Raw genomic sequence first — 20,694 nt, 5'->3', positions numbered from 1 at the left:
CCCTCGATACTGAAGTGTGTGGATTTAGTATCGAAGGTGTGGGTGTGGTTTCCGGCCGTGTCGTAAATTGTGACCTTCGGGTTCGCGACCGAGACATCCGCCAGGCGCGCCGCGTCGTCAGGATCGGTCGGGGCGCCCAGATTGATGATCTTCGCGCCGCCCATGTTCAGAGGGCCCGTCATGGCCTTGATGCCACTCAGGAGGAGGACCTGGTTAAGGGCGGTGGCGATGTCCTCCAGCGGCACATTGTGCTGGCTGGCTATGATCACCGTCCCTGGGATGGCGATGTAGATGGCGGGGAGGCTATAATTGCCCGTGCTGGGGTTGTATGGCATTCGAAACTCCATGTTGTCGCACGGAAGCGCAAGATCGACTTTTGCGGGAAGAAGTGCTTAGAATTCAGGAGAGGATTGGAGGGACCCTATGGCCAAGATTTCAGTGAACCCTGGTTTTGCTCTGGACATGCGCCAGTTCGATTTCAGCAGCCTGTACTACGGCGCAGACTATCGGTTCTCGACCTCGATCTATCGGATAACGTACTCAAACGGATACGCGGATGAGTTCAGAGGGTCGGGCTTCACATACAACTCAAGTGGAGAGGCCACAGGCGGGACAGTCACCAGCTACGCCATGATCGGCGGCGCGACACGCCTTGCATTCATCGACGGCGTAAAAATCAAGGCGACCGATCTCGTCAATGCCGCAAGGACATATGGCAACGCTGACGACGTGAGGATCATAGAGAAAGCCTTGGGCGGCAACGATGTGATTTCCGGGGGCGGTTTTTCCGACATCCTATACGCTGGCCGAGGGAATGATCGTGTTTCGGGAAATGGCGGAAACGATCAAATCCATGGGGGCGCCGGGAATGACAAGATCAGCGGGGGTAGAGGATCGGACCTCCTATACGGCGGCTCAGGCGCGGACACGTTCATTTATAAGACGGGGAATGACTCGACTTCCGGCCCATCCGGGCGGGATTTTATCGCCGATTTCAGCCGATCCCAGAAAGATAAGATCGACCTGAAAGCAATGGACGCAAATTTCAGCTCAGGCGGCAACCAGGCATTCAAGTTCATTGGCGCGCAGGAATTCCACGAAAAAGCCGGAGAATTGCGGTATCGAAAACTCGGTGGAGCCACCATCGTCGAGGCGGACCGAAACGGCGACGGTGAGGCTGATTTCGCTATAGCAATAGACGGGTTCATAAACCTGAAGGCGTCAGATTTTATTCTGTAGCGGCGCCAGATTGACCAGAAAGCAAGAGCGCCCGCACAATTGCAGCCCGTTTCTCAGGAGAAATTGCCTCCATCGGCGCATTTTTTAGCATTTCCTCGAAAAGCGGGGATCTTTGACGGATAAGCTCATCGACGAGGCGAAGGGATTTCGCTGTGCCGGCGTCTGAGGCCATTTTCAGGCCCCGCCCTGCGATAGGAAGGCCAAAGCCAAGAGCGGCCAAGGTTGGAGAGCCAGATATCGCACCGCCCCCCGCGCCGACAGCCGCGGTTAGCAACGCGCCTAGGCCGCCACCGCCGCCAAGCAGATTACCGCCTGTGCGCGCTAGGTTCTGCCCCTTGGTCCCTTCCGCGACTTCTCGTAGTCCTGCGCGCTCGGCATCGGAATAGCCTGCTCGCTTCTTGGGAGACTGAAGAAGGGCTTTGATGCGCTGTCGTGTTCGATTATCAGCGTTCGCGCCGGAATTCGCGACGATGGCGTCGAGTTCAGCGTCTTTTCGTAGACCGGTGATGGTTTCGGAGCGCTTGGCGGCGGCGTAATTGCCTCGGGCTCGCTTCTGGATGGCTCCGGCTTCGGCAGCGGGTCCAGCCACAACACTCGCCTCATCAGGCTCCAGCATGAGGCGGTCAAGTCGCTCAACGACACGCTTGGCAGCCATCTGCTCTGTTGGGTTTGAAAAGTCCTTTGCCGCGTTCCCGAATGCCCGCCGGGCTGCTTCGAGGTTGGAGATGGACGCGACTGCACCCTCTGGCGGGTTTCCGAGACGCTTGAGGAGCGAGAATGTTTTTGGGGCAAGTTCGGCAAATACGCCGTCACCTTCTAGGTTCATCTGGACATCGTTCGCCAAATCCTGAACGGCCTTTGCCGAATAGTCAACGTTCATCCCGCGCGCGGTCTCGTATCCCTCTTGGGCAGCGGCCTTCAGTTCTTCCGAGGTCGGCGGCTTGACCTTACCCTTCTCCAGCGCCTTTTTTACACCGGGGATAATGCGCTCGCCGCCCTTCATGGCCGCACTGGCGGGTGTAACGGTCGTGGCGAATTCCATCGCCCGCTCGATACCCTCCGGGCTCATCGGATCAACTTCACCCTTCATGACTTCTCCAGGGAGCATGAAGGTGCGTTTCAACGCGCCGAGAAGGCCGGCATCACTGTCAAAGCTGACATTACCGGACGCATCCTTGCTGATCGGCAAGATCATGCCCTGTTGCGCCTGAGATCCGCGCTCGGCCGCCATCCGCTGCCGGGCCTTCGCAAGAGCCATAGCCTTCTGCTGTTCAGGCGTCATTGAAACAGCCTCTTCTCTTCAGGCGTCATGTAATCCCAAACTTCCGGGTCCATCCCTTCGGGTACGCCGCCCTTCCCTGCCGGTAGCTTATTTTCAAAGCGGAGGGGCCGGCGCTCGGGGCCGTTGCCGGGGCCATGGATAATGTCCAGGTACAGGTTTTGGACGCGAGCCAGGTTGTCGCGGAACTGCTCATCGCTCTGCGACTGCTCCAAGCTGCCAATCGCCGCACCGAGGAGCTTGTTCTCAGAGTCGGAAACCGCACCAAGGGCGCCTCCGGTCGGAGACGCTTCGCGCATGGCCTGGAGCTTGTCGAACGTGGCGTTCGCCTTGATGGTGTCCACCAGTTTCCCGATATCAAACGCTGCCGTTCCCGGTACGCCGCTCAGGAAATTGCCAACTCCGCCAGTCGTGGGAAGGTTTGCCGTGTCCATGGCGTTGAAGATGCGATCGATGTCCTGAACTACGACATTGCCGCCAGTTTCCTTACTCGCCTGCCGGCGCTCCTTCTGCAGAACCTTTTCGTCCATTTCCAGAGCGGCCGGCGATCCTGCGATAGGCTGCATGCGGCGAGACCCAGTCTTGGGGTCCTCCACCAACTCATAGCCAGGCGGGATATTCCCCATGTTGTTGATGTTTGTGGCGCCGGCCTTCTTCATGTCCATCATGAACTGCTGGAAGGTGCCGTTATACCCCTGATCGACGGCGAATTTGTATTCCCGGATATCGTCTGTGGGCTCCGGCTGGGGATTGCGCATCCTCTCCAGTTCCATCTGCGCTTTCTGTAGCTGCATCTGGCGGAGCGGATCGCGCTGCTGCATCTGCTGCTCAAGGAGCATCTGGGCAATCGCGCGGCGCTGCGGGTCGAGATACTGGTTGCCGAGGACTTCCATAAGAGCTGGATCGATACCCTGCTGCTGCTGACCTCCGATCAAGGCCTGCGCGACTTGCTGTTGGCGGGGATCCGCCATCTGGCCTTCGATAGCCTGCTGACCGCCGCCCTGCTGCTGGCCGGCGATCAAAGCCTGAGCAAGCTGTTGCTGGTTCTGCGGGACATTCTGAGGAGAACCACCGAAACGCTGGTCGAACTGCTGTGCGTCCATGCCGGGAAACTGTCCTGCATATTCCGGGGGCTGCTGGAATTCGGCAACTTCTTGCGAGAGACCGGCATTCGGATCGAGCGATGCGACTTCCTGCTGTCCCTGAAAATTGGGCAGGAAACTATTTGCATACGCTAGGCGGTTCGCAGCCTCCCCGCCCGGTCGGTTATAGCCCGCGAACCTCCACGCATTGTTCATGAGGCTCTGGGCCTCTTCGACGCTCTGGGCAGCGTTCAGTCGTTCGATAAGCTGAGGATCTTCCTGAAGGAAATATCGGGCCTGCCCTGATGGTGACATATCACCACTCGCAGCCAAAGCCGCGTATCGTGGACCGCGCCATGACATGATGCCGCCAGATGTGCCGGCCTGCCCGCTTTCGCTCGGGTCGCTCCAAGTGGCGTTAACCTTATTGGGGTCGAAACCACTCTCGGCCTTACCCGTGGCCGCAATAGCCGCGAGGGCGTACGGGTTATTGACGCCCCCCTCTTTGACCGTATTCATGAACTGGTCGTAGACTTCGTTCCCGGTCATATCGACAGTTCCGCCGCCCGGCGTCGTCGCGGCCAATTCCGCTGACGCCCCACCTTCGGGAATAGCTGAAGACGTAGAACCGGCCGAAGGCTCACCCCTGAGCAAGTGCTGGATGGTGCCCCATGCCTTATCGGCGCCGTCGCGGCCGATCTTGTCGGCCTCGTCCAGCTTGCGCAGCCTCAGCCCGGAAACGAGCGTATCCGCCAACTGCGCAAAGCCCTGGAAAGGATGTTTGATTTCCCGCTGCCCGGCAGACTTGGCAAGCAGAGCTTCAGCCAGCAGCTTGCGCCGGGTAAGCTCGTCTGGCCCCATGCGGGCGAGGTCTTCGGCGGTGAAGCCGGATTTGATTGCCATAGTCGAACCTCAGAAAAGACCGCCGTTGTTGCCGCGCGTCACCATGTTCATCAAACTCGCGCCAAAGCCGCGGCGCTGGCCACCTGGGGCTTGCGGGAACATGGCGTTTCGGGCTTCGTTGCCCGCCATGGCACCTTGCGCCATCTGCGCCATCCCCTGCATAGGGTGGTCGATCCGCTGCTGCTGCCCCGCGCCGCCCATTAAGGCTTGTGCCAAAAGCTGCCGCCTCTTCTGCGCGTCCATGCCGGCGAGGTCGGCCTGTGTAAATCCGGAATTGATCATGTTCATACCTTCGCGTAATCGACCATCTGATAGCCGCTCGGGTGGCGAGCCCACGCTTCCGGCTTTTTACGCTTAACTTCCTGAGCCATGACGCCCATCTGCATCATGGGAGATCCCTTCATGCGATACTGGTAGACACCGATACCGTCAGGGGTTTCGCCCATTTTCTTCTTGTCCGTCTTGAGGCGCTCGTCAGAGAACATCAGAGCCTGCAATCCGGCGGAGCCGAGGCCGAACAGCCCGCTCATCCCAGACTGATAGTTGGCCAGCTGACCCTGATACTGCTGGTTAACCAGCCCGGCGTAATCGACCGGCGAAATCTGCGTGCCGGGCGTATTGACGAAATTCGGCTGCTGGACCTGTGATCCGCTGGCAAGGCCGAAAATTTCGTTAATCGGCCCAGTCCGGTTGGTCAGGTACTCGTTGTTGAGCTGATTGCGGTTCTGCATGGCCGAATTGTAGGCGGCGATGGCCTCATTGGTCTGCACGCCACGGCCCTGCATCGCGGCATTATAGCCGGCCATGCGCTCGTTCATGAGCTGCCCGCGGCCCTGCATGTCAGCGCCGTACTTCGACATGGCTTCGTTGACAGCCTGGTTTCGACCAGTCAGGAGGAGCTGATTGTACGCGTCGTTCTCGCCCTCTGTGACGCCGCGCATGGAATTGCCGTAGGCTTCGGAGCCCATGCGGACGCCACGGTTATACAGATCCTGTTCGGTGGACTTCCGGCGAGCGTCAAGAGCGGGGTCGAGGCGCTTGCGGCCAAGCTCCATCAGCCGCGACTCGACGGCCTCGTTATCGAGGTTCAGTTCCGGCATGGCGCCAAAATTGGTGTCGAGCGTCGGGATTGCGCCCTTCGGGAGGTTGAGCGTCGGCATGGCGCCGCCGGGAAGCTTGAAGTCGGTGCCCATGAGCTGCTGTAGGCGTTTCGACTGCGAGACGCCCAATTCCCCGAGATTGATGCCCATCTCTGTCGTCAGGTCGTAAAGGCGCTTCTGTTCCGGCGACAGCTCCTGATAGGCCGTAAATGTCGGGGTGTTGAAGCCCTGCACCTGCGTCCAGTCCTCAGGCTTCCCGTAGTCGGTCTTGCCGCCAGTCGTGCCGGGGCGTGTACTGTTCGTGATGCCCGCCATGGAGCCGCCGGTGCCGCCTGGCGCGCCCTTCGATGTGTAATTCGGCGGAAGCCCCATGCTGCCGCCCGTCCCGGCCGGCGCGCCTCCAGAATTCCGGGCACGAGAGAAGGCGTCCGTTGCTGCGGTGTCACCCGTGGAGCTGGTGGTGCGCGATTTGGCAAAGGGGTCGTAGTTCAGATATTGCCCGGTGCCCTTGTTAAACCAGTACTGATCCCCCGTTTTCGATGGCTGGAACGTCGACCCCGTCTGCTTGTAGGTCAGGGAGCCATAGGGAGTAACCTGGTTCACCGCGTTCATGAGAAAATTCGTCATGGAGGTGTCGCGGTTCATCTGCGACTGAGAGGTGGCGGTCTGCCACGGATCAGGTGCCTGTGGTGCCTTCATCGCTATCTCCAAGCCACCTTTTCGCGCCCTCTCGGGTCATGAAAAACACAATGGCGTCATCTTTCTTGGTGGGGCCGAAATATCGCTTCTGCGTGGTCTCGTAGGAAAAACCGCCCTTGTTGAGCAGCTTCTGGACCCGAACATTCGATCGTTTCGTCTTGGCTGTGACGCGGGATGCCTTCAGCTCGTCGAAGCAAAACCGCGCCATGAATGAGAGTGAGTGGCGCGAAAAGGACGCAGGACCAACATAGGTCCACTCCACATTTCCACCCGGGTAATAGTCATTGAAAACGGCGGCTCCTCTGATAGTCCCGGCGTCATCCGTGAAGCCGAAGGCGGTAAAGGGTTCCTGGAACCGCACTCCAAGCTGTTCTCCAGCCCATAGCGCGACGGCATCTCCGTGCACGACGCGCATCAGATGAAAGCCCCGGCGTTAAACAGGGTGTCGAAGGAATAGACCCTCAATATCTGGGGAACGCGGAGGATTTCCGTCCATTCGATGGAGACGCGCATATGCACGCCCGCGCAATACCCAATGCCGGAACACCCGGCCCAATCCTGTTTGGTGACGATACCGGGCCACACCGTCTGGGGGTCGTTCCAGATCGTTTCCGGGTTATCCCAGATCGCTCGGCGCTGAACGGTTTCCTCAAAAACCGTATCGAACGTGTCGTTCTGGTTGAAGTCGATGGAAAGGCCGATCTCCAGCGTGATATCGTAGGTGGAGTCCTTGTCGATCAGCGGCCGTATGGTGGTCCAGCGCTTGTTCTGTCCCCTCGACCCGAAATAGTTGTAGGCGCCCTGCATGTCTGCAACGAGGGTGGAATTTTCATCCCCGGCCGCCTCATCTGCCAAATACACCGAGCCGTCGTTGCCGCCGAAATAAAGACGATCCTGGAAAACCGCCCAGCAATTGGCATTCTGGCCCGTGAACCGGCACCACATCATGCCGTTCGTGTTCATGATGAACTGCTCTTGCTGACCACCTTCGGAAATAGGCACGTTCACCACGGCCATGGTGTTCCGAGGATAAGAAATGATCTGCCAGCCGAAATTGTTTTTGTAGGCGCGCGCCGCCTCCACCATGGCGTTTTGAATGTTCCGCGTCAGCGCCGATTGCTGGAGGGCGGCGCGGTCGTAGTTGACGATCTGGGAGACCGGCAAAACGCCATCGATGGTGATGACAGCAACGTCAGAGCCGAATTTCTCGACACATCGGCGGCCGATCGGTGAGCCGATTTTCGAGATGCCGCGATAGGAGAAGGTGGAGCCACTCGTCGGGTCGTAAATCAGGAAAATGGCGCACTCGCCGTATTCCGAGATGAAGATGATGAATTCATTCGTGCCGCCGCCGATATCTGACGACCAGGTGCAAATAGCCTGGAGGCTGCCGCCCATGGTGAAGTACGGGCCGAGGTCGAATTCCGTTGCTTGCCCCTGGATGCTGTCCAGCGGGAGATAGGCAGCCTTCGTGCTGTTCTTCAGGACGGTCCAGATGCGGCCGCGATAGGTGGTGCACGCGATCATATCGTCCGCGTTCGTGCCGGTGATCGTCGCTGTCTGGATGGTGGAGCCGTCGAAATACTGCGGCGTGTCGTCTCCGTTGCACATCCAGAGGAAATTGCCGCCGGCCGTCGTGAAGTTTACGGACTGCCAGCGATTGTTGGTGTACCCACTCCCGAGGCTGGAGGGCGCTCCACCAGTCACGTCCCAGATTTCGCCCCCAGAAGCCGCCAAGAGCGCCGCGTCGAGATCACCGGGGCCCTGATAGGACATAAGCGAGTCCACCTCGCCGCTCGTGCCTGTGTCGACATGGTTCACATAACCGCGACGAAGCTCGACATAGCCCTGCTGAGGATACCAGTTGACGAGCTGCACCGCGTTCTGCGGCGGCATTTCCGACACGGGGGAATAGGCATCCCATCCACCAACCGGCGATGGGAAGCTCGACCCCATGGAAGTCGGCGGCGCAGGGAGGTTTGCCCGCGCACCATAGGCCCGGCCGGTCTGTCGGTAGGTTAGGCGCATCAGGGGTTTCCAGGTCCAGGCCAGAAGCCATCCGGGACGGAGGCCGGCGTGATAAGCGTGGGGGACTGGTAGGGTTTCGCCAGGCTGAGATCAGCCGCACCACCATCACGAGCGGCAAGTCTCTGGACGTAATCCAGATATTCCGCTTGCAATGGGCCGTATTCGAAGCCCTTGATCTGCCACAGCCTCCATTTCGTTGCGAGGATGATGGCTTGGGCATCGACAAGTGGCTGATCGTCGTCGCGAGAGATATTCGCAATCTCGACGCCAGCGGCGTTCATTGCCCAATATTTGCTCACATATTCGAAAACGAGCGTGGCCGGGAATGAGCCTGAGGCGGTCGGCGGTGGCCATAGGCGCCAGCAGGTATTTGGCAGCCCAACCTGCCGCCAGCGGCGACGTGGGCCGGTCGTGACGACGCCGGAACGATTGTATTCGTCGATCTGCGGCGAAATCGGCCCGATCAATTCCCATCGGTTTGTCCGATCCCACATGGTCCGGTTCAGGAACCACGAGAAATCCTCAGGGATATTGTAGGTGTCTTTCGCCATGATCAGTTGCGCACCGATCTGGCTCTGTGTCGCAGGCTGATCGACGCGGATCGTGGTCGCATCGATCACTTCGACAACGCGCGTGGACGTGATGAGGTAATCCCCGGTGATCGCCCAAGAATTTGCCTCGACGCCGGTTGTGTTGCCGACATTCGAAATGATGTCGGAACCTGAGACGATATCTCCCGTCGTCGTGATCGGATTGCCGATATTGACGACGTGGAGCTTCTGCCGCTGCGTCCACTGATGTGCCTGATACAGCTCGTCGCCTGACCTGTTCATCAAGGATACTAGCTGGCGAACGGTCGTGTTCGTGTTCTCCGTGATGTAATCGACAGGAGGAAGCCCAAGCTCGTTCACAACGGCCTGAGCGATGGCGAGAGCCGTCGTCATTACGAGGCGCCCGAGAAGAAGACGCGCCAGTTCGTCTGGGAGATGCGCTTGGCGACGGCGTTCTTGTTTGCGCTCGTCATGGCAATGCCGGTGTCGGCCGACAGGATGTTGAGCGTCTGCCCGGAAGCGGGGTAGATCGTGATGAGCGGCGTACCGGCGGTCGGATAGATGGAAACAACCGTGCCGATCGGCGCATTGGTCGGCAGACGCACGCCCTGCTGGCTCGATGCCGGCGTAACGATATAGTCAACGTTGCCGTCCGTTGCTGCCGTGAGGGCGGTTGCGCCGCCCTGCGTCGTGCCGGCCGCGTTTACGGAAATGATCTGGGTTCCGACAAGCGATGCCTGCTGCTGCGGCATGCCGACGCCCATGAGGTCTGTTGCCAGAGCCATGTTCAGTTCTCCTGAGTTTCGAGGGTTTCAACCTTGCGCGGTCGGCCGGGGCCGCGGCGCTCGGGATCTGTGACGGTGGCGAGAAGGGCCTCCATCTCTTCAAGGCGCTTGGCGAGTTTTTCGTTCTCGCCCTTCAGCTCGTCGAAGCCTTCGGCGCGCTTGTGGTGTTCGAGGAAGGCAGCGGCCTGCTTCTTCCGGTCGGTGAGGAACGGGATGATGTTTGCCGAACTGTCCGGGACATTCGCCAGCGCTTCGACAGAATGGACGTTGAACCGCTTCATCTCGGCTGCGATTTCCGCCTGACCGGGGAAAAGCAGCTCGATCGGCGTTCCGGTCTTCGACTGCTCGACGCCAGCCTGATATTGCGCCCAAGGAGCCGGCCAGCGGCGCTTGTGGTATTCATTGACCTCCTCGCGCGTGAAATCTTTCTCGCCGGCTTGGCGGATCTCCACCATGTCGACAGGTTCGGACTCGGGCGCATCGCGTACGCCGGGGATGACGGGGCGGTACTTGGTCGATCGATAAAAAAGCGGGATGACCTGGGATTCTTTGCCAGGGCTCGTCTCACCCATGAAAGCGCCCTGATGCATGTTGAATTCAGACATTCGTTTTCTCCAGAAAAGGGAAGAGGGAGCCGAAGCCCCCTCTCGTTACGGCGTGACGTTCGGGTTCGTGACCGTGCATGGCCAGTTGAACCAGGCCGCCGCGGTGCCGGCCGCGCCACCAACTGCGGTGGTGTAGGTGAGGCCGCCGAAGACCAGAGCGCCGACAGCCGCGCCGTCATCAACCTGACCGTCCGTAGCCGTGGGTGCGAGCGGAACGTTGATGGCGGTCGAAGCCGCGCCGCGCAGGAGGCCGGGGCCGTAGACCTGCACCCAGCCGTAGTCGCCTGCGAGAGCGGTAGCCTGCGCAGCGCCGACAGGAACGCCGAAGGCGTCATTGCCCGTGCTGGACATAACCGCTTCGAATGCGGGGCTGATATTGCAGAGATAGCCCGCGCCGGTAGCGCCGCCCGTGCCGAACTTGACATAGACGAACGCCGTGCTGCCCGAGCCGAACATAAGCTGGCCAAGGGCAAAGGTGGGCTGATCGCCATAGTTTCGGTCTTCGGGCAGCGGCGGAGTGAAAATCTCCGTGAAATCGACGCCCGAGCCGTAGAGAGTACCAAAAGCCATGGTCGCGCCTCCTTAGGACGGATACTGAACCGCCTGAAGGCGGCGGTTGCTGATCGTGAGGTTGCCGGCCCAGCCAATCAGCTTGACCACTGCATCCTGGTTGATGGAGAAGCGGTCGGGATTGAGCGGGACGAAGTTGCGCTCGCGGTGCGGGCGGTAATGGACGTAGTTCGTGTTGAGGAACCACGTATAGCCCTGCGGAGGGCCGCCGACCGGAACCGGATCGGTCGAATAACCCTGGAAGCCGCCGCCGAGAACGACGGGCTGCCCCATGTATTCCAGCGTCTGGAAGCCGGCCGCGCCCATTTCCGCATTGGTGATGCGCTGGAGCGGCTGAAGGCTCTCGTTGTAGAGGCGCCAGTTCAGGTTATCGACGATGATGAGGTCCGGCTTGTCCGTGCCGCGGATGAGCTGCGGCCAGATCGTATCCCAGTACCGGCGGATGTTCGCTGAGGTCGTTGCGGCGCCACCATCGGTTACGGAACCGAAGGAGATATTGCGCCAGAACTGCCACGTCGTGCCATCGATGCCACCGACCGAGTTCTGCGGGTTCGCAGCGACGAGCTGCTGAAGGCCGTTGATTTCCTTCGGCTGAGAGCCGTTGGAATACATCGACTGTTCGATCAGCGCGCGCAGGGTGTTTTCCGCGTTCTTCACGCGGCCGGCGACGAGATCGATCATCTGCTCAGCCCCGGCGTTCTGGAGTTCTTCCAAGCCGGAGATCGAGACAGCTACGGCAGCCTGACGGATGGGATATTCCGCCGCGCTGAAGATCTGGCTCGGAGAGACATTGATGACCTCATAGCCGGAATAGAACATGGCAGTCTGGTTCTGCGCATATTCGAGTTCCTGCCAGATGTTCGTGCCGCCCGAGAAGGGACGGATATTGCCACGCTTGCTCATGCGATTGAGCAGCGCCATGTTACGGGTGATGTTGTCGGCGGCCTTTTTCGAGCGGTTCTCGATCGTGGTCGCGACGATATCCCCGATGTTGTTCGGGTTTGCCATCGTTCAAATCCTTGATGATGATTGGGGTTAGACCGCCCAGCCGTGCTGGCGTGCTGCTGCTCTCGCGGCTTCTTCCACAGTCGCGTATTCCTGCTTCTGGACAGGAACGGCACCCGCTGAAGGCGAGCCGACGACCGACAGAGCGCCGCGCTTGGCCCGCTCTGCCTGTTCCCTCGCCCGTTGCTGCGCCTGCTGATTGCCGGTTTGAGCCGACATCAGGGAGGTGCGGATTTCCGGGTCTGCCCACACGGCACGCTCATAGGCTTCGTTCAGGTCCTTGGCCTGACCGGTTGCCAAGAGATGCCCCATGGAGACGCGAACCTTTTCGAAGTGCTCATGGCCCGGCGCCGTGGCGAACCGTGAAAGTTCGCTGTTGACTTCCTGGCTTTCGCGCTCCTGAAGAGTCGCCTTGAGGGAGTTCACTTCCTGCGAGATACGCAGCAGAGCCGGATCCACTTGCGGCCGGTCCTGAAGCGTTTGGTTGAGATTAGAGAGATCGACGCCATAGGACTGTGCGAGCCACGCGATGGCGGCTTGCGGGTCTTGCTCCAGATACTCGTTGGCAGCGAGAAGCCTTTGCAGGCCGTCGCGTTCATTGACACCGTACCGTTGCGCCATGGTACGGACTGGAGACAGGATTTCCTCATAGCTTCGCTTCTCTTCGGACCATTTCTGACCGCCAGTGCTCATGTTCTGCTCTCGACGCGCAATCTCCGCTTGAATGGAGGGGTCGAGGGTAGCCCACTTGGCTTTGGCGTCAGCCGACCAGCTATTAGGGGCTTCCATCGCCTGTGAAGGCTGCTGGAGGTTGCCCTGCGCTGGGTCCGCGTCGGTAACTTGTGGTGCGGGCTGCTGCGTTTCCGCGCTCTCCGCTCTGGTAAACTGGCCGAGTTCGTTGCGCGCACGCTCGGTCTGCGCAACTTCTTCGGTTTCAGAAGGCTTGCTAAGGGCCTCCATCGCTGCTCGTACATCAGCATGCACGTCGTCGCTTACCGTCTCCATCTCTGGAGCGGTTTGGGCTTCCGTATCCATGTTATGTCCTTGAGTTAGGTCCAGCCTTCCGAGGCTGTTTCACTGGCGTTGGGCTTGTAGCCCTGATTGACCATCTGAATGGCCTCTCCAACGTCCTTGTCGGAGCAATGGTCATAGACCCGGTTGTCGGTCTGCGTTTCGTTGCCAACCTCTTCGCCGCCATGAGCCTTGGTCACGGCGCGGAATTCTGATTTGCTGTCCAGATATTCACCAGTGGACGGATGCCAGAGCGGGTCCATGCTATCGAGGGCGAGCATCGGGGTTGGGATCGTGTCGGATCGAGCGCCGCGCGGCTTGTAGTGTGCGCGGCATTCGTAGGGCCAAGCATCGTCAACGTCGTGCCAGCCGCGGCACACTCGGCAATGACGTTGGCGGCTCATTTTACCTTCCCCACCATCAAATCGTCCTGGATCGTGCGAGCGGCGGAGCGCTTGGCCGGCTTCTCAGGAAAGACTTCATCGAATTCCTTGCCCCAGAAAGGCTTGAGCGCTTCCATGGCGTGGCGCATGCACCGCAAGGTCTCGTTGCGGACAGCGGTAGAGTTCACGTCGCGCGCCTGCTGCCAGGTGGGGTATTGCTTCAGATCTCCCCCGACGCGGCCGAAGCCGTCGCGGAAGGCGTTCCAGTAGGCCTGCGCGGCCTGCTCAATCGGCGTCATGCTTTCTCCTTCGGTTTCGCCCTCGCCTGCTGCTGTGCAGCGTGCGCTTTGGCTTCCATGGTCTGCATATTGAGGTCGTGGCCGTGCTCGGCGCTCTCGCGGTTAAGCATATGCTCCCGCTCGCTGGCCTCGGCCCTCATGCTGGCGCTCTGGGCGTCGATTTGGGCTTTGAGGAGCATGGTTTCGCGTTGGATTTCCATCTCTTCCCGCTTCATGGCGAGGCGTTCGCGCTCGATCTCCAACTCTTCCCGCGCTTTGGCGAGTTCCACAGCGTTGCGCTTTTGCTCCATTTCAAAGTCGGCCGCCTTGGCCTGCATATCGAACTGGTGCTTTTGCTCGTCGCGCTTTGTCTCGGCCTCCTGCTTTTGCATTTCTGCCTGTGCCTTGATCTCCTCGGGAGATGACGGGGGCGGCTGGCCCTGCTGCTGCTGAAGGCGCTTGCCCATCTGGTCCAAAGCGTCCTCAAGGGATGCCTCGACCGTCCGGCCCACCCTGAACCGGCGATAGGCGAACATGAGAAGCTGGCCCATAGGCTCCAGAAGCTCGGGGGCCTGCATGACGATCTGGCCGGCACCCATCAAGCCTTCGAAGGTCGAGCGCACCAGTTCGACCGCGCCCTGCTTGTCGGCCTCCAGATCGGCGGCAATCGTGCTGTCCGTTTCAATGTCGACACGGAAACCGCGCAGCTTGTCAGAACGCAGGATCTCGATAGCTCGCTGGAAATTACCCATGGCCTTCTGCTGGGCCTGCTGTGCCGCTTGCTGCTGTGCCTGCTGAAATTCCTGCGCGGCCTGCTCTTGGGCCTGCTGCATCATCATCTGCTGCTGTTCGGGCGGCATGTCCGGTGGGAATTCAGGCTCTTGCGGCGGTGGTACCTCTTCGACCGCGCGCTTTACATCCTCTTCGAACATCTGGCTCACGCCCGACATCTGCATCAGGCTATCGTCAGAGAACATTTCCGAGATGATTTCCGCCATGATGGCGATCGTGTCACGGCAGAACCGGGCAACCTCGGAACGACGGTCCTCAAGACGCATCGATGCGAACTGGCCCTTGATCCGCTGCTCTGTCGCCGTCTTCGCGCCGCCGTCCGATTGGCCGCGGACGATATCCGACATGCCGGTGACTTCGAACAGATCGCTCTTGACCTGCGCACGGGCCTGATAGAGCCCGAGAAGAACGTCGGCGATTTCCTTGATCGGCACGAGGCTGATCGCGCCGGGAATGCCACCCTTCTCCGCGAACGCCGCCCACTGGTCGACCGGGACAAGCTTATTGTCCTGCCCATCCTGAAGGAGCCGGGCAAGCTGCGGGATGGACGAGTCATAGACCCCGTTGGCCCGGAGAGCCGTCGTCAGCGCCGAAATGCGCCCAGTCAGGTCGTCCAGTTCCGCTGCCTGGTCCTGGTATTCGACGTAATCGGGGACCGGAACCAGAGTCTCATTGGTCTGCGTGGCATAGAGCGGGCGCGGGCAGGGCCAGAAGTCCTGAAGCTGAAGAACCGGGTTCTTCTCCTGCTGCAACACGATGTCTGGCGTACCAGGGGCCATGAAATAGACCGTCTGGTCTGCTTTATTCCAGATCTCCCATATTTCCGCCTTCCTGAAGAAGCTTGGGGCGCCGTCATCGAAGCGTCCCTTGTCGTCCCTCAGCCGCTCGGGCATCGTATCTAGGGTGATGCGGGAGGCGGCTTGCATGTCTCCTTTGTAAAATTTCTCGGCAATCTCAGATCGTGTCAGCCACACCCGACGACCTACCCACGGCACCTCAGTCCAGAAGCGGGAAGACCCCCAAAGAAAATCCTTATAGAAAACGTAATCGACACAGACCTTTTCATAGGCCAGCTTCTGATACGGTGTCCCGTCGCCGTTCTCTTGGATTTTGTCTTCCGAATTAGAGGATTTCTGCTCCTGCGTCTGGATACGCGTGTTCTCGGCAGCCTCAACCTCTGTTGTGAACTGCGGCTCGTATCGAACCCAAACCTGTCCCATGCCGCCAAGCAGCCAGTCGAGAACGCCGCGCTTCGTAGCATCATGGAACCCGCTCACCTCAAGCTGCATAGAAAGCGTGCGCTCAAGGATGGTGGACGCCAGACGTGCCGCCTCGTCCCGGTCAAGGAAGCGGCGCTCGACAATCGGCTTGGGTGCCTTGGCATAGACCGCCGGCAAGAGCGTCTGCACGTTCGACCACAGGATATTCATGCGACGGCGCCTAATTTCTGCAGGCGCTTCCCGGTCGTCACGATACCGCTTGTTGATCTTCTCGCACTTCTGAAGCCACTCGGTATATTTCTTGTCCTTCAGCGCGAAGTCTAGCGCGGCTTTCCACCGCTGCCAGGTCTGCGCTTCGGGGTTCGGGGCGTCGACCATCTGTTACTGACCGTCGCCGGCTGTGAAATAGACGGTGGCCGTGCTCGTCGAGGTGATGCCAGCCACATGCGTCATGCCCGGAGGAACCGTGAAGATATCGGTGCTGCCTACCAGAACCGGCGCGTCCGTCACTGCCGCCGTCACGGTCGCATCACCGAATTTGACGAACACGATCTGGCCGCCGGCCGGATTGGCAACGCGGATCTGATCGCCCCTCTTGGATGGGAGGGCGACACGAGCAGTCGTGCCGGAAGCGGACAGGGTTACTGTCGCGCCCGGTGTAAACGGTGCAAGTGCAGGCATCGATTTTCCTTTCAGATCTCGCTTGCGGCGATGAAAAGCTCGTCCAATTGCTCGTCAGACAGGTTCAATTCGACTGCGAGGCTGGAAATAAGTGCATGGTCGCGGCGGATTTCAGTCGCGTCTTCCCACTCGATCTTGGCCGCGGTACGCGCCGGCTCGTCCATTCCCTCGATAGCGGCCTCCACTGCCGGGAGGCGGCCAGCCGCGAGGAGCGCAAGCCTAGCCTGGCGCCGCGTCACGGACTGCGGAACGTAAACCGGCACGTCTTCGAGCGTATGCACGAAGGTCACGACGCCATCCACGCGCTTGACATCAGTTGCGACGACCATCTTGCCGGCGGGGACATCGGCGGCAGGCGCGATCATGTCGTCACGCCACAGGCCGATTGCCTCCAGATCGGCCGCCAGCCATAGCTGCTCAATGTTCGGCGGGTAGCGCACGGCGTCGTCGCCATCGCCGATAGGTTCGTTGCTCCAGACCGGGAATGGCCCGGACTGGGCTTCGCGATAGAGCGTCATGGATGCCTCAATATAGTTGTATCTGGATGCCCGCAGAGGTGGTCGCACTGCTGGACCACGTAAGTGATGCAGCGCTCGTCGCACCAGCAGGCGAGATAGAGAGTTCGTAGACGGCGGATGAATAGTTCGTCGAGAGGAGCGATCTTTGCGTCAGGCCTGCCGGAGGAGAATATACAGTCCTGTTGTTCGCAGCAATTGCGAACGAGGACAGCAGCAGACCAGACTTAGTCGCATTAATCGAGGCTGCTGTTGCCGTCGTTGAAGACGCTTCGGTCTTTGTGCCTATAACGTCTATCGCACCGGTCCCGCCGCGCGTGCAGATAATCGTAGCATTCTTTACGCCTGAGTTCGCCAGGCTGAAATTGAACGATGATCCCTCAGTACCATCGACTGTGTGCGTGAGGATCGCGCACCGTAGGTTGCCGGTGAACGCCGATCCTGCGACTGTCCAACCGGCTAGCGCGCCCGTGGCGGTGATGAAATTGCTATCGCCCCAGATAATGCACGTAAACAGGTCTCCCACCTGTGCGCCTGCCGGCTTGCTGACAGTGACGTTGGTTGACATGCCAACTGATGCTGACGCTGCCGAGACGAAGACGGGCGGAGGTGGGGCGCCTCCGTCAGCACCGAGCAACATGCCGTCGCAAAGCATCGTCATACGCCGACGCCTCGGACCGTGAATTGCACTTCAGTCGAGGAGACAACCTGGAAATCGATGCGCCACTTGGCGTTTGCGCCGGTCGGGATGGCTGGAGCTGCTGCCGCACCAATCGGCACCATGGACGCGGCATATCCCATGGTGTAGCCGCCCGTGCCATTGTTGTAGCCGGTGAAACTGCCGATGGCCCCTACATGAGAGGCAGAATTGGTGATCGTGACAACCGTATTGACGCCGAGACCAGGACTATCGATGCGGAACAGCTGGGCAACATCGAGGTCGAGCGTGATCGTTGCTGAGCTGCTTACGAGCGCAATCGTGCCAACCTGCGTTTCGGTCCACGTCTGCGCGACATTGAGCTGCGCGGCGCTGTCTGCCTTCGCGAGAGAGGCAATGGACACGGAATTGAGGGCGATTGTGCGATCCGCCGTGAGATTGCCGCCACCCGTCAGACCGGTTCCCGTGTTTACTGCTCTCGCCGGCTGCACTGCCGTATCGGCCAGAGCCAAGGATGCGATCGACGCGCCGTTCAGCGCAATCGTGCGATCAGCGGTTAGATCGCCGCCGCCTGTGAGGCCGGCCCCGGAGTTAATTTGCCGAGTGTCCGGCACAAAGCCTGATATGGCGCCCGCTAGAGCCAGGATTTGGTCTTCGGTCTGCTCGATAGCGGTCTGCACGTTATCGGCCGTGATGGGCGGATATGGCGTGAACTCCACGTCAGCCGCTGTAACCTCTGGCGTCGGCGGGCGTCCTGTCTGCCACGTCACCCACCGGCCGTCCTCAATGCGAACGACCTGGATAGCCTGGTCCTGAATGACCGTGATCGGAGCGTTGACGGCGTTGTCGTCGATCGCCGCGCCAATGGGCGGATATACCAGTGCGGGTTCTGCCGTCGTGTTGAGCAGGAAATACGGCCACTGAAACAGCACCTCGGCAGGAAGGATGAACGCCGTATCGCCAACGCTCGTGCCCATGGCCACATTGGTCGTGTACATCGGGATAGGCGTGGCCGTCCCTTGGGTCGTGCCATTGCCATCGAGCGGATTCTGATCGCCATATCCGAGCAATTCCGCCTGCTGCGTCGGGATGCCCATCATGACGAGATCGGTAGCTAGGGGCATCGCACCCTCATCTTACGAATTGCTTTGGTGCCGCACACATGGCCGACAGGCTCAACAGGTACTGCATCGGGATTGCCGCTGTGTTCGGCCATCCACGCCCGCAAATCTTCCTCTTTAAACGATGGATGAGCGTATTGCCCATCGCTCGGGATCGCCTTAGCCCACGCATGAGCATGTAGAACGCTCGCCGGCACCCGGCAGAATTCGGCGGCTTCGTATAGGGACAGCATCATATCCGCCCGCTTGCCGCTTGCTGTGTTGCCCACATGTCGTCGAACTTCATCGTGTTTCCGTGCCCGACCTCAAGGTGACGACCGCGTTCCGGCTGCGGAGGAGCGACAAGGCCCTCCATGATCTCGCAGCCATATGCGAAGGAGTCGCCGCGGTGAGAGGCCCAGTTGTGCTTGGGCTCACGAGAGAAGATGTTGTCTTCCTCGTTCCACTCGTATTCCCATGCGAGAAGACCATCGATACCGTCTTCGCACCTATCCTTGTGGATCTTCACCTTCTTGATGATCGTGCGCGCCGCGCTGATCTGGTCGTCTTTCTTCGAGCCCGGCTTAGGGCCGATCTTCTGCACGCCGAAGGCCCGGATGAATTTTTCCATCGCGGAATGCTTGGTCGCGAATGTCTTGGCCTTGGCGTCGGGAGGGAGCCATATCCGACCCAGCATCTCCGGCTTCACGCCGCGCTCTTTCAATCGAGCCTGGAGCAGCGGCGCCCAATCGTCGGCGTCCATCTGCGTGCCGTGCATGTAGTCGAAGATCACATACCCACCGAGCCGGCGCTGCCAGAACCACCAGCAGCTTGTGTCGCGATAGCCAAGGTCGGAACTGATCTCGACGGGCGCGCCGTTCGGATCATAATCGACCTCGTTGGTTATCCGGCCTGCACGCTCTGCCTCGTTGACCCACCGGGCAAGGATAGCGCCCTGAGACGCACCATACGCCCCGCCCCAGACGTGCTCGGCCTTGTCGGCATCTGCCTCGTAGTCATCAAGCATGTCCTGATGCAGCGGCGTGTCGCGGAACCAGGGGTTATCCTGCCAGTTGATGTTGACGGCCACGCTGTCTTTCGGTGGCCGCTGGCGGAAGAACTGGTCAACCGGGTCTGTCTTGTATCGCGGGTTCCAGCTAAACCACAATTCAGAGCCGGGCTTGCGCAGCGTCGGGCGGAGCATATCCAAAGACGCTTGCGAAAAGGTCTGCGCCTCCTCTACCCACGCTATGTCAAAGCCTTCGAGCGATTTGATATTGGCCGCGTTGTAGGACTGCATGCCCTTGAAGACGATCAATGATCCTTCGGCCGGCGTGCCCACCCGACCGCGTATTTCCGCTTCAAGGATTTCGAGCATGCCCTCAAGACCGTGCTTCAGGATCTTGTCGACAATGAGCTGCCGGACAGAGTCCTTGATCGAGTTCTGCACCTCACGGATGCAGACGGCGCGGATTGGGCTGGTGGCTGCACGAACCGCGATCTGTTCAGCGAAAAAATGCGACTTGGCGCCCCCTCGGCCGCCGTATGCTCCTTTATATCGCTTTGGCTGAAGGAGAGGCTTCAGCTTTCGCGGGACCTCAATCCTTAGCGTCGACAATGACGTGCTCGATCCGCTGGAGCAGGTTTATCGGATCGCTATCGCTGTCACCTGCAATAGCCTGGAGAGGCTTGCCCCACCCTCGGTCAAGGATGGCCGTTGCCGCCGCCACTCGCGCAGCCGGTGCGGACTTCAGGCTCTCCATGACGCTGACCAGCGTGGCGATTGCGTTCTCTGTTTGCGACTGGGCCAGTTCGCGTACCCGTGCGTCGGCCTTCGGCCGCCCTCCTGGGTTTCCGCTCCGCCCTTTCTCGAAAGGCATTGTTATCGTCCTGTTCTGAATACCCTAGGGCTTACGGCTTTTTCGCGGCTTTTTCGGCGTGGCTTTAGCCGCGTCGTCGTCTTGTGTGGCTGCCTCAGCCTGCCGCTTGATCTGCTCCTGCTTGTGAGCGCCGATGTTGACCGGCTGCTGGAAGCTCGGATCATTCGTCATGTCATGCTCCTTGCTTGGGAGGGGTTAGGCGAGAAGAGCCCAGATCAACCAGAGGGCAAACGGGATGATCGTGACAAATGCAGGCACCACGCTCACATCAGCACTCCATGGCTCGGGACGAGCGGCGGGTTAGGCAGCGGCCTCAGCGCCGTAGTAATC

At 60.0% G+C, this 20,694-nt stretch carries 22 protein-coding genes and 1 pseudogene; 1 reads left to right on the top strand and 22 read right to left on the bottom strand.

The features are described 5' to 3' along the window. Positions 1-335, bottom strand: a pseudogene (locus tag EXZ48_RS32205) (hypothetical protein); the annotation flags it as partial. Positions 336-423: 88 nt separating this feature from the next. Between EXZ48_RS32205 and EXZ48_RS32200 the strand changes: the two are divergent. Beyond that, positions 424-1,239 (top strand): calcium-binding protein, encoded by an 816-nt coding sequence (locus EXZ48_RS32200; protein ID WP_245462418.1) that lies wholly within the window; start codon positions 424-426, stop codon positions 1,237-1,239. Here EXZ48_RS32200 and EXZ48_RS32195 read toward each other — a convergent pair. From EXZ48_RS32195 to EXZ48_RS35150, 21 genes are all read right to left on the bottom strand, one after another. Continuing rightward, positions 1,229-2,521, bottom strand: a complete 1,293-nt coding sequence (locus EXZ48_RS32195) for a hypothetical protein (protein ID WP_130521071.1) — start codon at positions 2,519-2,521, stop codon at positions 1,229-1,231. The genes EXZ48_RS32200 and EXZ48_RS32195 overlap by 11 nt on opposite strands. Beyond that, positions 2,518-4,503 (bottom strand): hypothetical protein, encoded by a 1,986-nt coding sequence (locus tag EXZ48_RS32190; protein ID WP_130521069.1) that lies wholly within the window; start codon positions 4,501-4,503, stop codon positions 2,518-2,520. The genes EXZ48_RS32195 and EXZ48_RS32190 overlap by 4 nt, the downstream gene beginning before the upstream one ends. A gap of 9 nt (positions 4,504-4,512) precedes the next feature. Continuing rightward, positions 4,513-4,791: a hypothetical protein gene (locus EXZ48_RS32185; protein ID WP_130521067.1), complete on the bottom strand. Its 279-nt coding sequence runs from the start codon at positions 4,789-4,791 to the stop codon at positions 4,513-4,515. Beyond that, complete coding sequence (locus EXZ48_RS32180) at positions 4,788-6,302, bottom strand: tail fiber domain-containing protein (protein ID WP_130521065.1); 1,515 nt, start codon at positions 6,300-6,302, stop codon at positions 4,788-4,790. Before EXZ48_RS32180 ends, EXZ48_RS32185 begins: the two co-directional genes overlap by 4 nt. After that, on the bottom strand, positions 6,280-6,717 hold the full coding sequence (locus EXZ48_RS32175; protein WP_130521063.1) for a GNAT family N-acetyltransferase: 438 nt from the start codon (positions 6,715-6,717) through the stop codon (positions 6,280-6,282). Before EXZ48_RS32175 ends, EXZ48_RS32180 begins: the two co-directional genes overlap by 23 nt. After that, the gene (locus tag EXZ48_RS32170; protein WP_130521061.1) at positions 6,717-8,330 is read right to left on the bottom strand and encodes a hypothetical protein; all 1,614 of its coding nucleotides are present in this window, start codon (positions 8,328-8,330) and stop codon (positions 6,717-6,719) included. The genes EXZ48_RS32175 and EXZ48_RS32170 overlap by 1 nt, the downstream gene beginning before the upstream one ends. Continuing rightward, a complete protein-coding gene (locus EXZ48_RS32165) occupies positions 8,330-9,274 on the bottom strand; it encodes a hypothetical protein (RefSeq protein WP_130521059.1) in 945 nt (314 codons plus the stop codon). Before EXZ48_RS32165 ends, EXZ48_RS32170 begins: the two co-directional genes overlap by 1 nt. After that, on the bottom strand, positions 9,274-9,666 hold the full coding sequence (locus tag EXZ48_RS32160) for a hypothetical protein (protein WP_130521057.1): 393 nt from the start codon (positions 9,664-9,666) through the stop codon (positions 9,274-9,276). Before EXZ48_RS32160 ends, EXZ48_RS32165 begins: the two co-directional genes overlap by 1 nt. Before the next feature lie 2 nt (positions 9,667-9,668). Continuing rightward, a complete protein-coding gene (locus EXZ48_RS32155) occupies positions 9,669-10,271 on the bottom strand; it encodes a hypothetical protein (protein WP_130521055.1) in 603 nt (200 codons plus the stop codon). A gap of 45 nt (positions 10,272-10,316) precedes the next feature. Next, complete coding sequence (locus EXZ48_RS32150; protein WP_130521053.1) at positions 10,317-10,841, bottom strand: hypothetical protein; 525 nt, start codon at positions 10,839-10,841, stop codon at positions 10,317-10,319. A 12-nt stretch (positions 10,842-10,853) separates the two neighbouring features. Further along, complete coding sequence (locus tag EXZ48_RS32145) at positions 10,854-11,849, bottom strand: phage major capsid protein (protein WP_130521051.1); 996 nt, start codon at positions 11,847-11,849, stop codon at positions 10,854-10,856. A 27-nt stretch (positions 11,850-11,876) separates the two neighbouring features. After that, positions 11,877-12,881, bottom strand: a complete 1,005-nt coding sequence (locus EXZ48_RS32140; RefSeq protein ID WP_130521048.1) for a hypothetical protein — start codon at positions 12,879-12,881, stop codon at positions 11,877-11,879. A 14-nt stretch (positions 12,882-12,895) separates the two neighbouring features. Continuing rightward, the gene (locus EXZ48_RS32135; protein ID WP_130521046.1) at positions 12,896-13,261 is read right to left on the bottom strand and encodes a hypothetical protein; all 366 of its coding nucleotides are present in this window, start codon (positions 13,259-13,261) and stop codon (positions 12,896-12,898) included. Then, positions 13,258-13,539 (bottom strand): hypothetical protein, encoded by a 282-nt coding sequence (locus tag EXZ48_RS32130; RefSeq protein WP_130521044.1) that lies wholly within the window; start codon positions 13,537-13,539, stop codon positions 13,258-13,260. Before EXZ48_RS32130 ends, EXZ48_RS32135 begins: the two co-directional genes overlap by 4 nt. Continuing rightward, positions 13,536-15,908, bottom strand: a complete 2,373-nt coding sequence (locus tag EXZ48_RS32125; protein ID WP_130521042.1) for a hypothetical protein — start codon at positions 15,906-15,908, stop codon at positions 13,536-13,538. The genes EXZ48_RS32130 and EXZ48_RS32125 overlap by 4 nt, the downstream gene beginning before the upstream one ends. 3 nt (positions 15,909-15,911) lie before the next feature. Next, complete coding sequence (locus EXZ48_RS32120) at positions 15,912-16,211, bottom strand: hypothetical protein (protein WP_130521039.1); 300 nt, start codon at positions 16,209-16,211, stop codon at positions 15,912-15,914. A gap of 11 nt (positions 16,212-16,222) precedes the next feature. Continuing rightward, the gene (locus EXZ48_RS32115; RefSeq protein ID WP_130521038.1) at positions 16,223-16,729 is read right to left on the bottom strand and encodes a hypothetical protein; all 507 of its coding nucleotides are present in this window, start codon (positions 16,727-16,729) and stop codon (positions 16,223-16,225) included. A 654-nt stretch (positions 16,730-17,383) separates the two neighbouring features. Further along, entirely contained in the window at positions 17,384-18,508 is a 1,125-nt protein-coding gene (locus EXZ48_RS32110; RefSeq protein ID WP_130521037.1) for a hypothetical protein, read from the bottom strand. 229 nt (positions 18,509-18,737) lie between these two features. Further along, the gene (locus tag EXZ48_RS32105; protein ID WP_130521036.1) at positions 18,738-20,102 is read right to left on the bottom strand and encodes a PBSX family phage terminase large subunit; all 1,365 of its coding nucleotides are present in this window, start codon (positions 20,100-20,102) and stop codon (positions 18,738-18,740) included. After that, complete coding sequence (locus tag EXZ48_RS32100; RefSeq protein ID WP_130521035.1) at positions 20,083-20,364, bottom strand: DUF5681 domain-containing protein; 282 nt, start codon at positions 20,362-20,364, stop codon at positions 20,083-20,085. Before EXZ48_RS32100 ends, EXZ48_RS32105 begins: the two co-directional genes overlap by 20 nt. 24 nt (positions 20,365-20,388) lie before the next feature. Further along, positions 20,389-20,535, bottom strand: a complete 147-nt coding sequence (locus tag EXZ48_RS35150) for a hypothetical protein (RefSeq protein ID WP_165909490.1) — start codon at positions 20,533-20,535, stop codon at positions 20,389-20,391. Positions 20,536-20,694 lie beyond the last annotated feature (159 nt).

It is taken from the genome of Shinella sp. JR1-6 (genome assembly GCF_004284735.1).
GTDB lineage: Bacteria > Pseudomonadota > Alphaproteobacteria > Rhizobiales > Rhizobiaceae > Shinella.
This window is presented reverse-complemented; position numbering and strand designations above follow the sequence as displayed.

Bases quoted from the DNA above. Each gene is read 5' to 3' on its own strand.
- EXZ48_RS32120 (WP_130521039.1), bottom strand. From the start codon at position 16,211: ATGCCTGCACTTGCACCGTTTACACCGGGCGCGACAGTAACCCTGTCC.
- EXZ48_RS32115 (WP_130521038.1), bottom strand. From the start codon at position 16,729: ATGACGCTCTATCGCGAAGCCCAGTCCGGGCCATTCCCGGTCTGGAGC.
- EXZ48_RS32175 (WP_130521063.1), bottom strand. From the start codon at position 6,717: ATGCGCGTCGTGCACGGAGATGCCGTCGCGCTATGGGCTGGAGAACAG.
- EXZ48_RS32160 (WP_130521057.1), bottom strand. From the start codon at position 9,666: ATGGCTCTGGCAACAGACCTCATGGGCGTCGGCATGCCGCAGCAGCAG.
- EXZ48_RS32145 (WP_130521051.1), bottom strand. From the start codon at position 11,849: ATGGCAAACCCGAACAACATCGGGGATATCGTCGCGACCACGATCGAG.
- EXZ48_RS32190 (WP_130521069.1), bottom strand. From the start codon at position 4,503: ATGGCAATCAAATCCGGCTTCACCGCCGAAGACCTCGCCCGCATGGGG.
- EXZ48_RS35150 (WP_165909490.1), bottom strand. From the start codon at position 20,535: ATGACGAATGATCCGAGCTTCCAGCAGCCGGTCAACATCGGCGCTCAC.
- EXZ48_RS32130 (WP_130521044.1), bottom strand. From the start codon at position 13,539: ATGACGCCGATTGAGCAGGCCGCGCAGGCCTACTGGAACGCCTTCCGC.
- EXZ48_RS32155 (WP_130521055.1), bottom strand. From the start codon at position 10,271: ATGTCTGAATTCAACATGCATCAGGGCGCTTTCATGGGTGAGACGAGC.
- EXZ48_RS32200 (WP_245462418.1), top strand. From the start codon at position 424: ATGGCCAAGATTTCAGTGAACCCTGGTTTTGCTCTGGACATGCGCCAG.
- EXZ48_RS32180 (WP_130521065.1), bottom strand. From the start codon at position 6,302: ATGAAGGCACCACAGGCACCTGATCCGTGGCAGACCGCCACCTCTCAG.
- EXZ48_RS32185 (WP_130521067.1), bottom strand. From the start codon at position 4,791: ATGAACATGATCAATTCCGGATTTACACAGGCCGACCTCGCCGGCATG.
- EXZ48_RS32150 (WP_130521053.1), bottom strand. From the start codon at position 10,841: ATGGCTTTTGGTACTCTCTACGGCTCGGGCGTCGATTTCACGGAGATT.
- EXZ48_RS32170 (WP_130521061.1), bottom strand. From the start codon at position 8,330: ATGCGCCTAACCTACCGACAGACCGGCCGGGCCTATGGTGCGCGGGCA.
- EXZ48_RS32135 (WP_130521046.1), bottom strand. From the start codon at position 13,261: ATGAGCCGCCAACGTCATTGCCGAGTGTGCCGCGGCTGGCACGACGTT.
- EXZ48_RS32140 (WP_130521048.1), bottom strand. From the start codon at position 12,881: ATGGATACGGAAGCCCAAACCGCTCCAGAGATGGAGACGGTAAGCGAC.
- EXZ48_RS32195 (WP_130521071.1), bottom strand. From the start codon at position 2,521: ATGACGCCTGAACAGCAGAAGGCTATGGCTCTTGCGAAGGCCCGGCAG.
- EXZ48_RS32165 (WP_130521059.1), bottom strand. From the start codon at position 9,274: ATGACGACGGCTCTCGCCATCGCTCAGGCCGTTGTGAACGAGCTTGGG.
- EXZ48_RS32125 (WP_130521042.1), bottom strand. From the start codon at position 15,908: ATGGTCGACGCCCCGAACCCCGAAGCGCAGACCTGGCAGCGGTGGAAA.
- EXZ48_RS32110 (WP_130521037.1), bottom strand. From the start codon at position 18,508: ATGCCCCTAGCTACCGATCTCGTCATGATGGGCATCCCGACGCAGCAG.
- EXZ48_RS32100 (WP_130521035.1), bottom strand. From the start codon at position 20,364: ATGCCTTTCGAGAAAGGGCGGAGCGGAAACCCAGGAGGGCGGCCGAAG.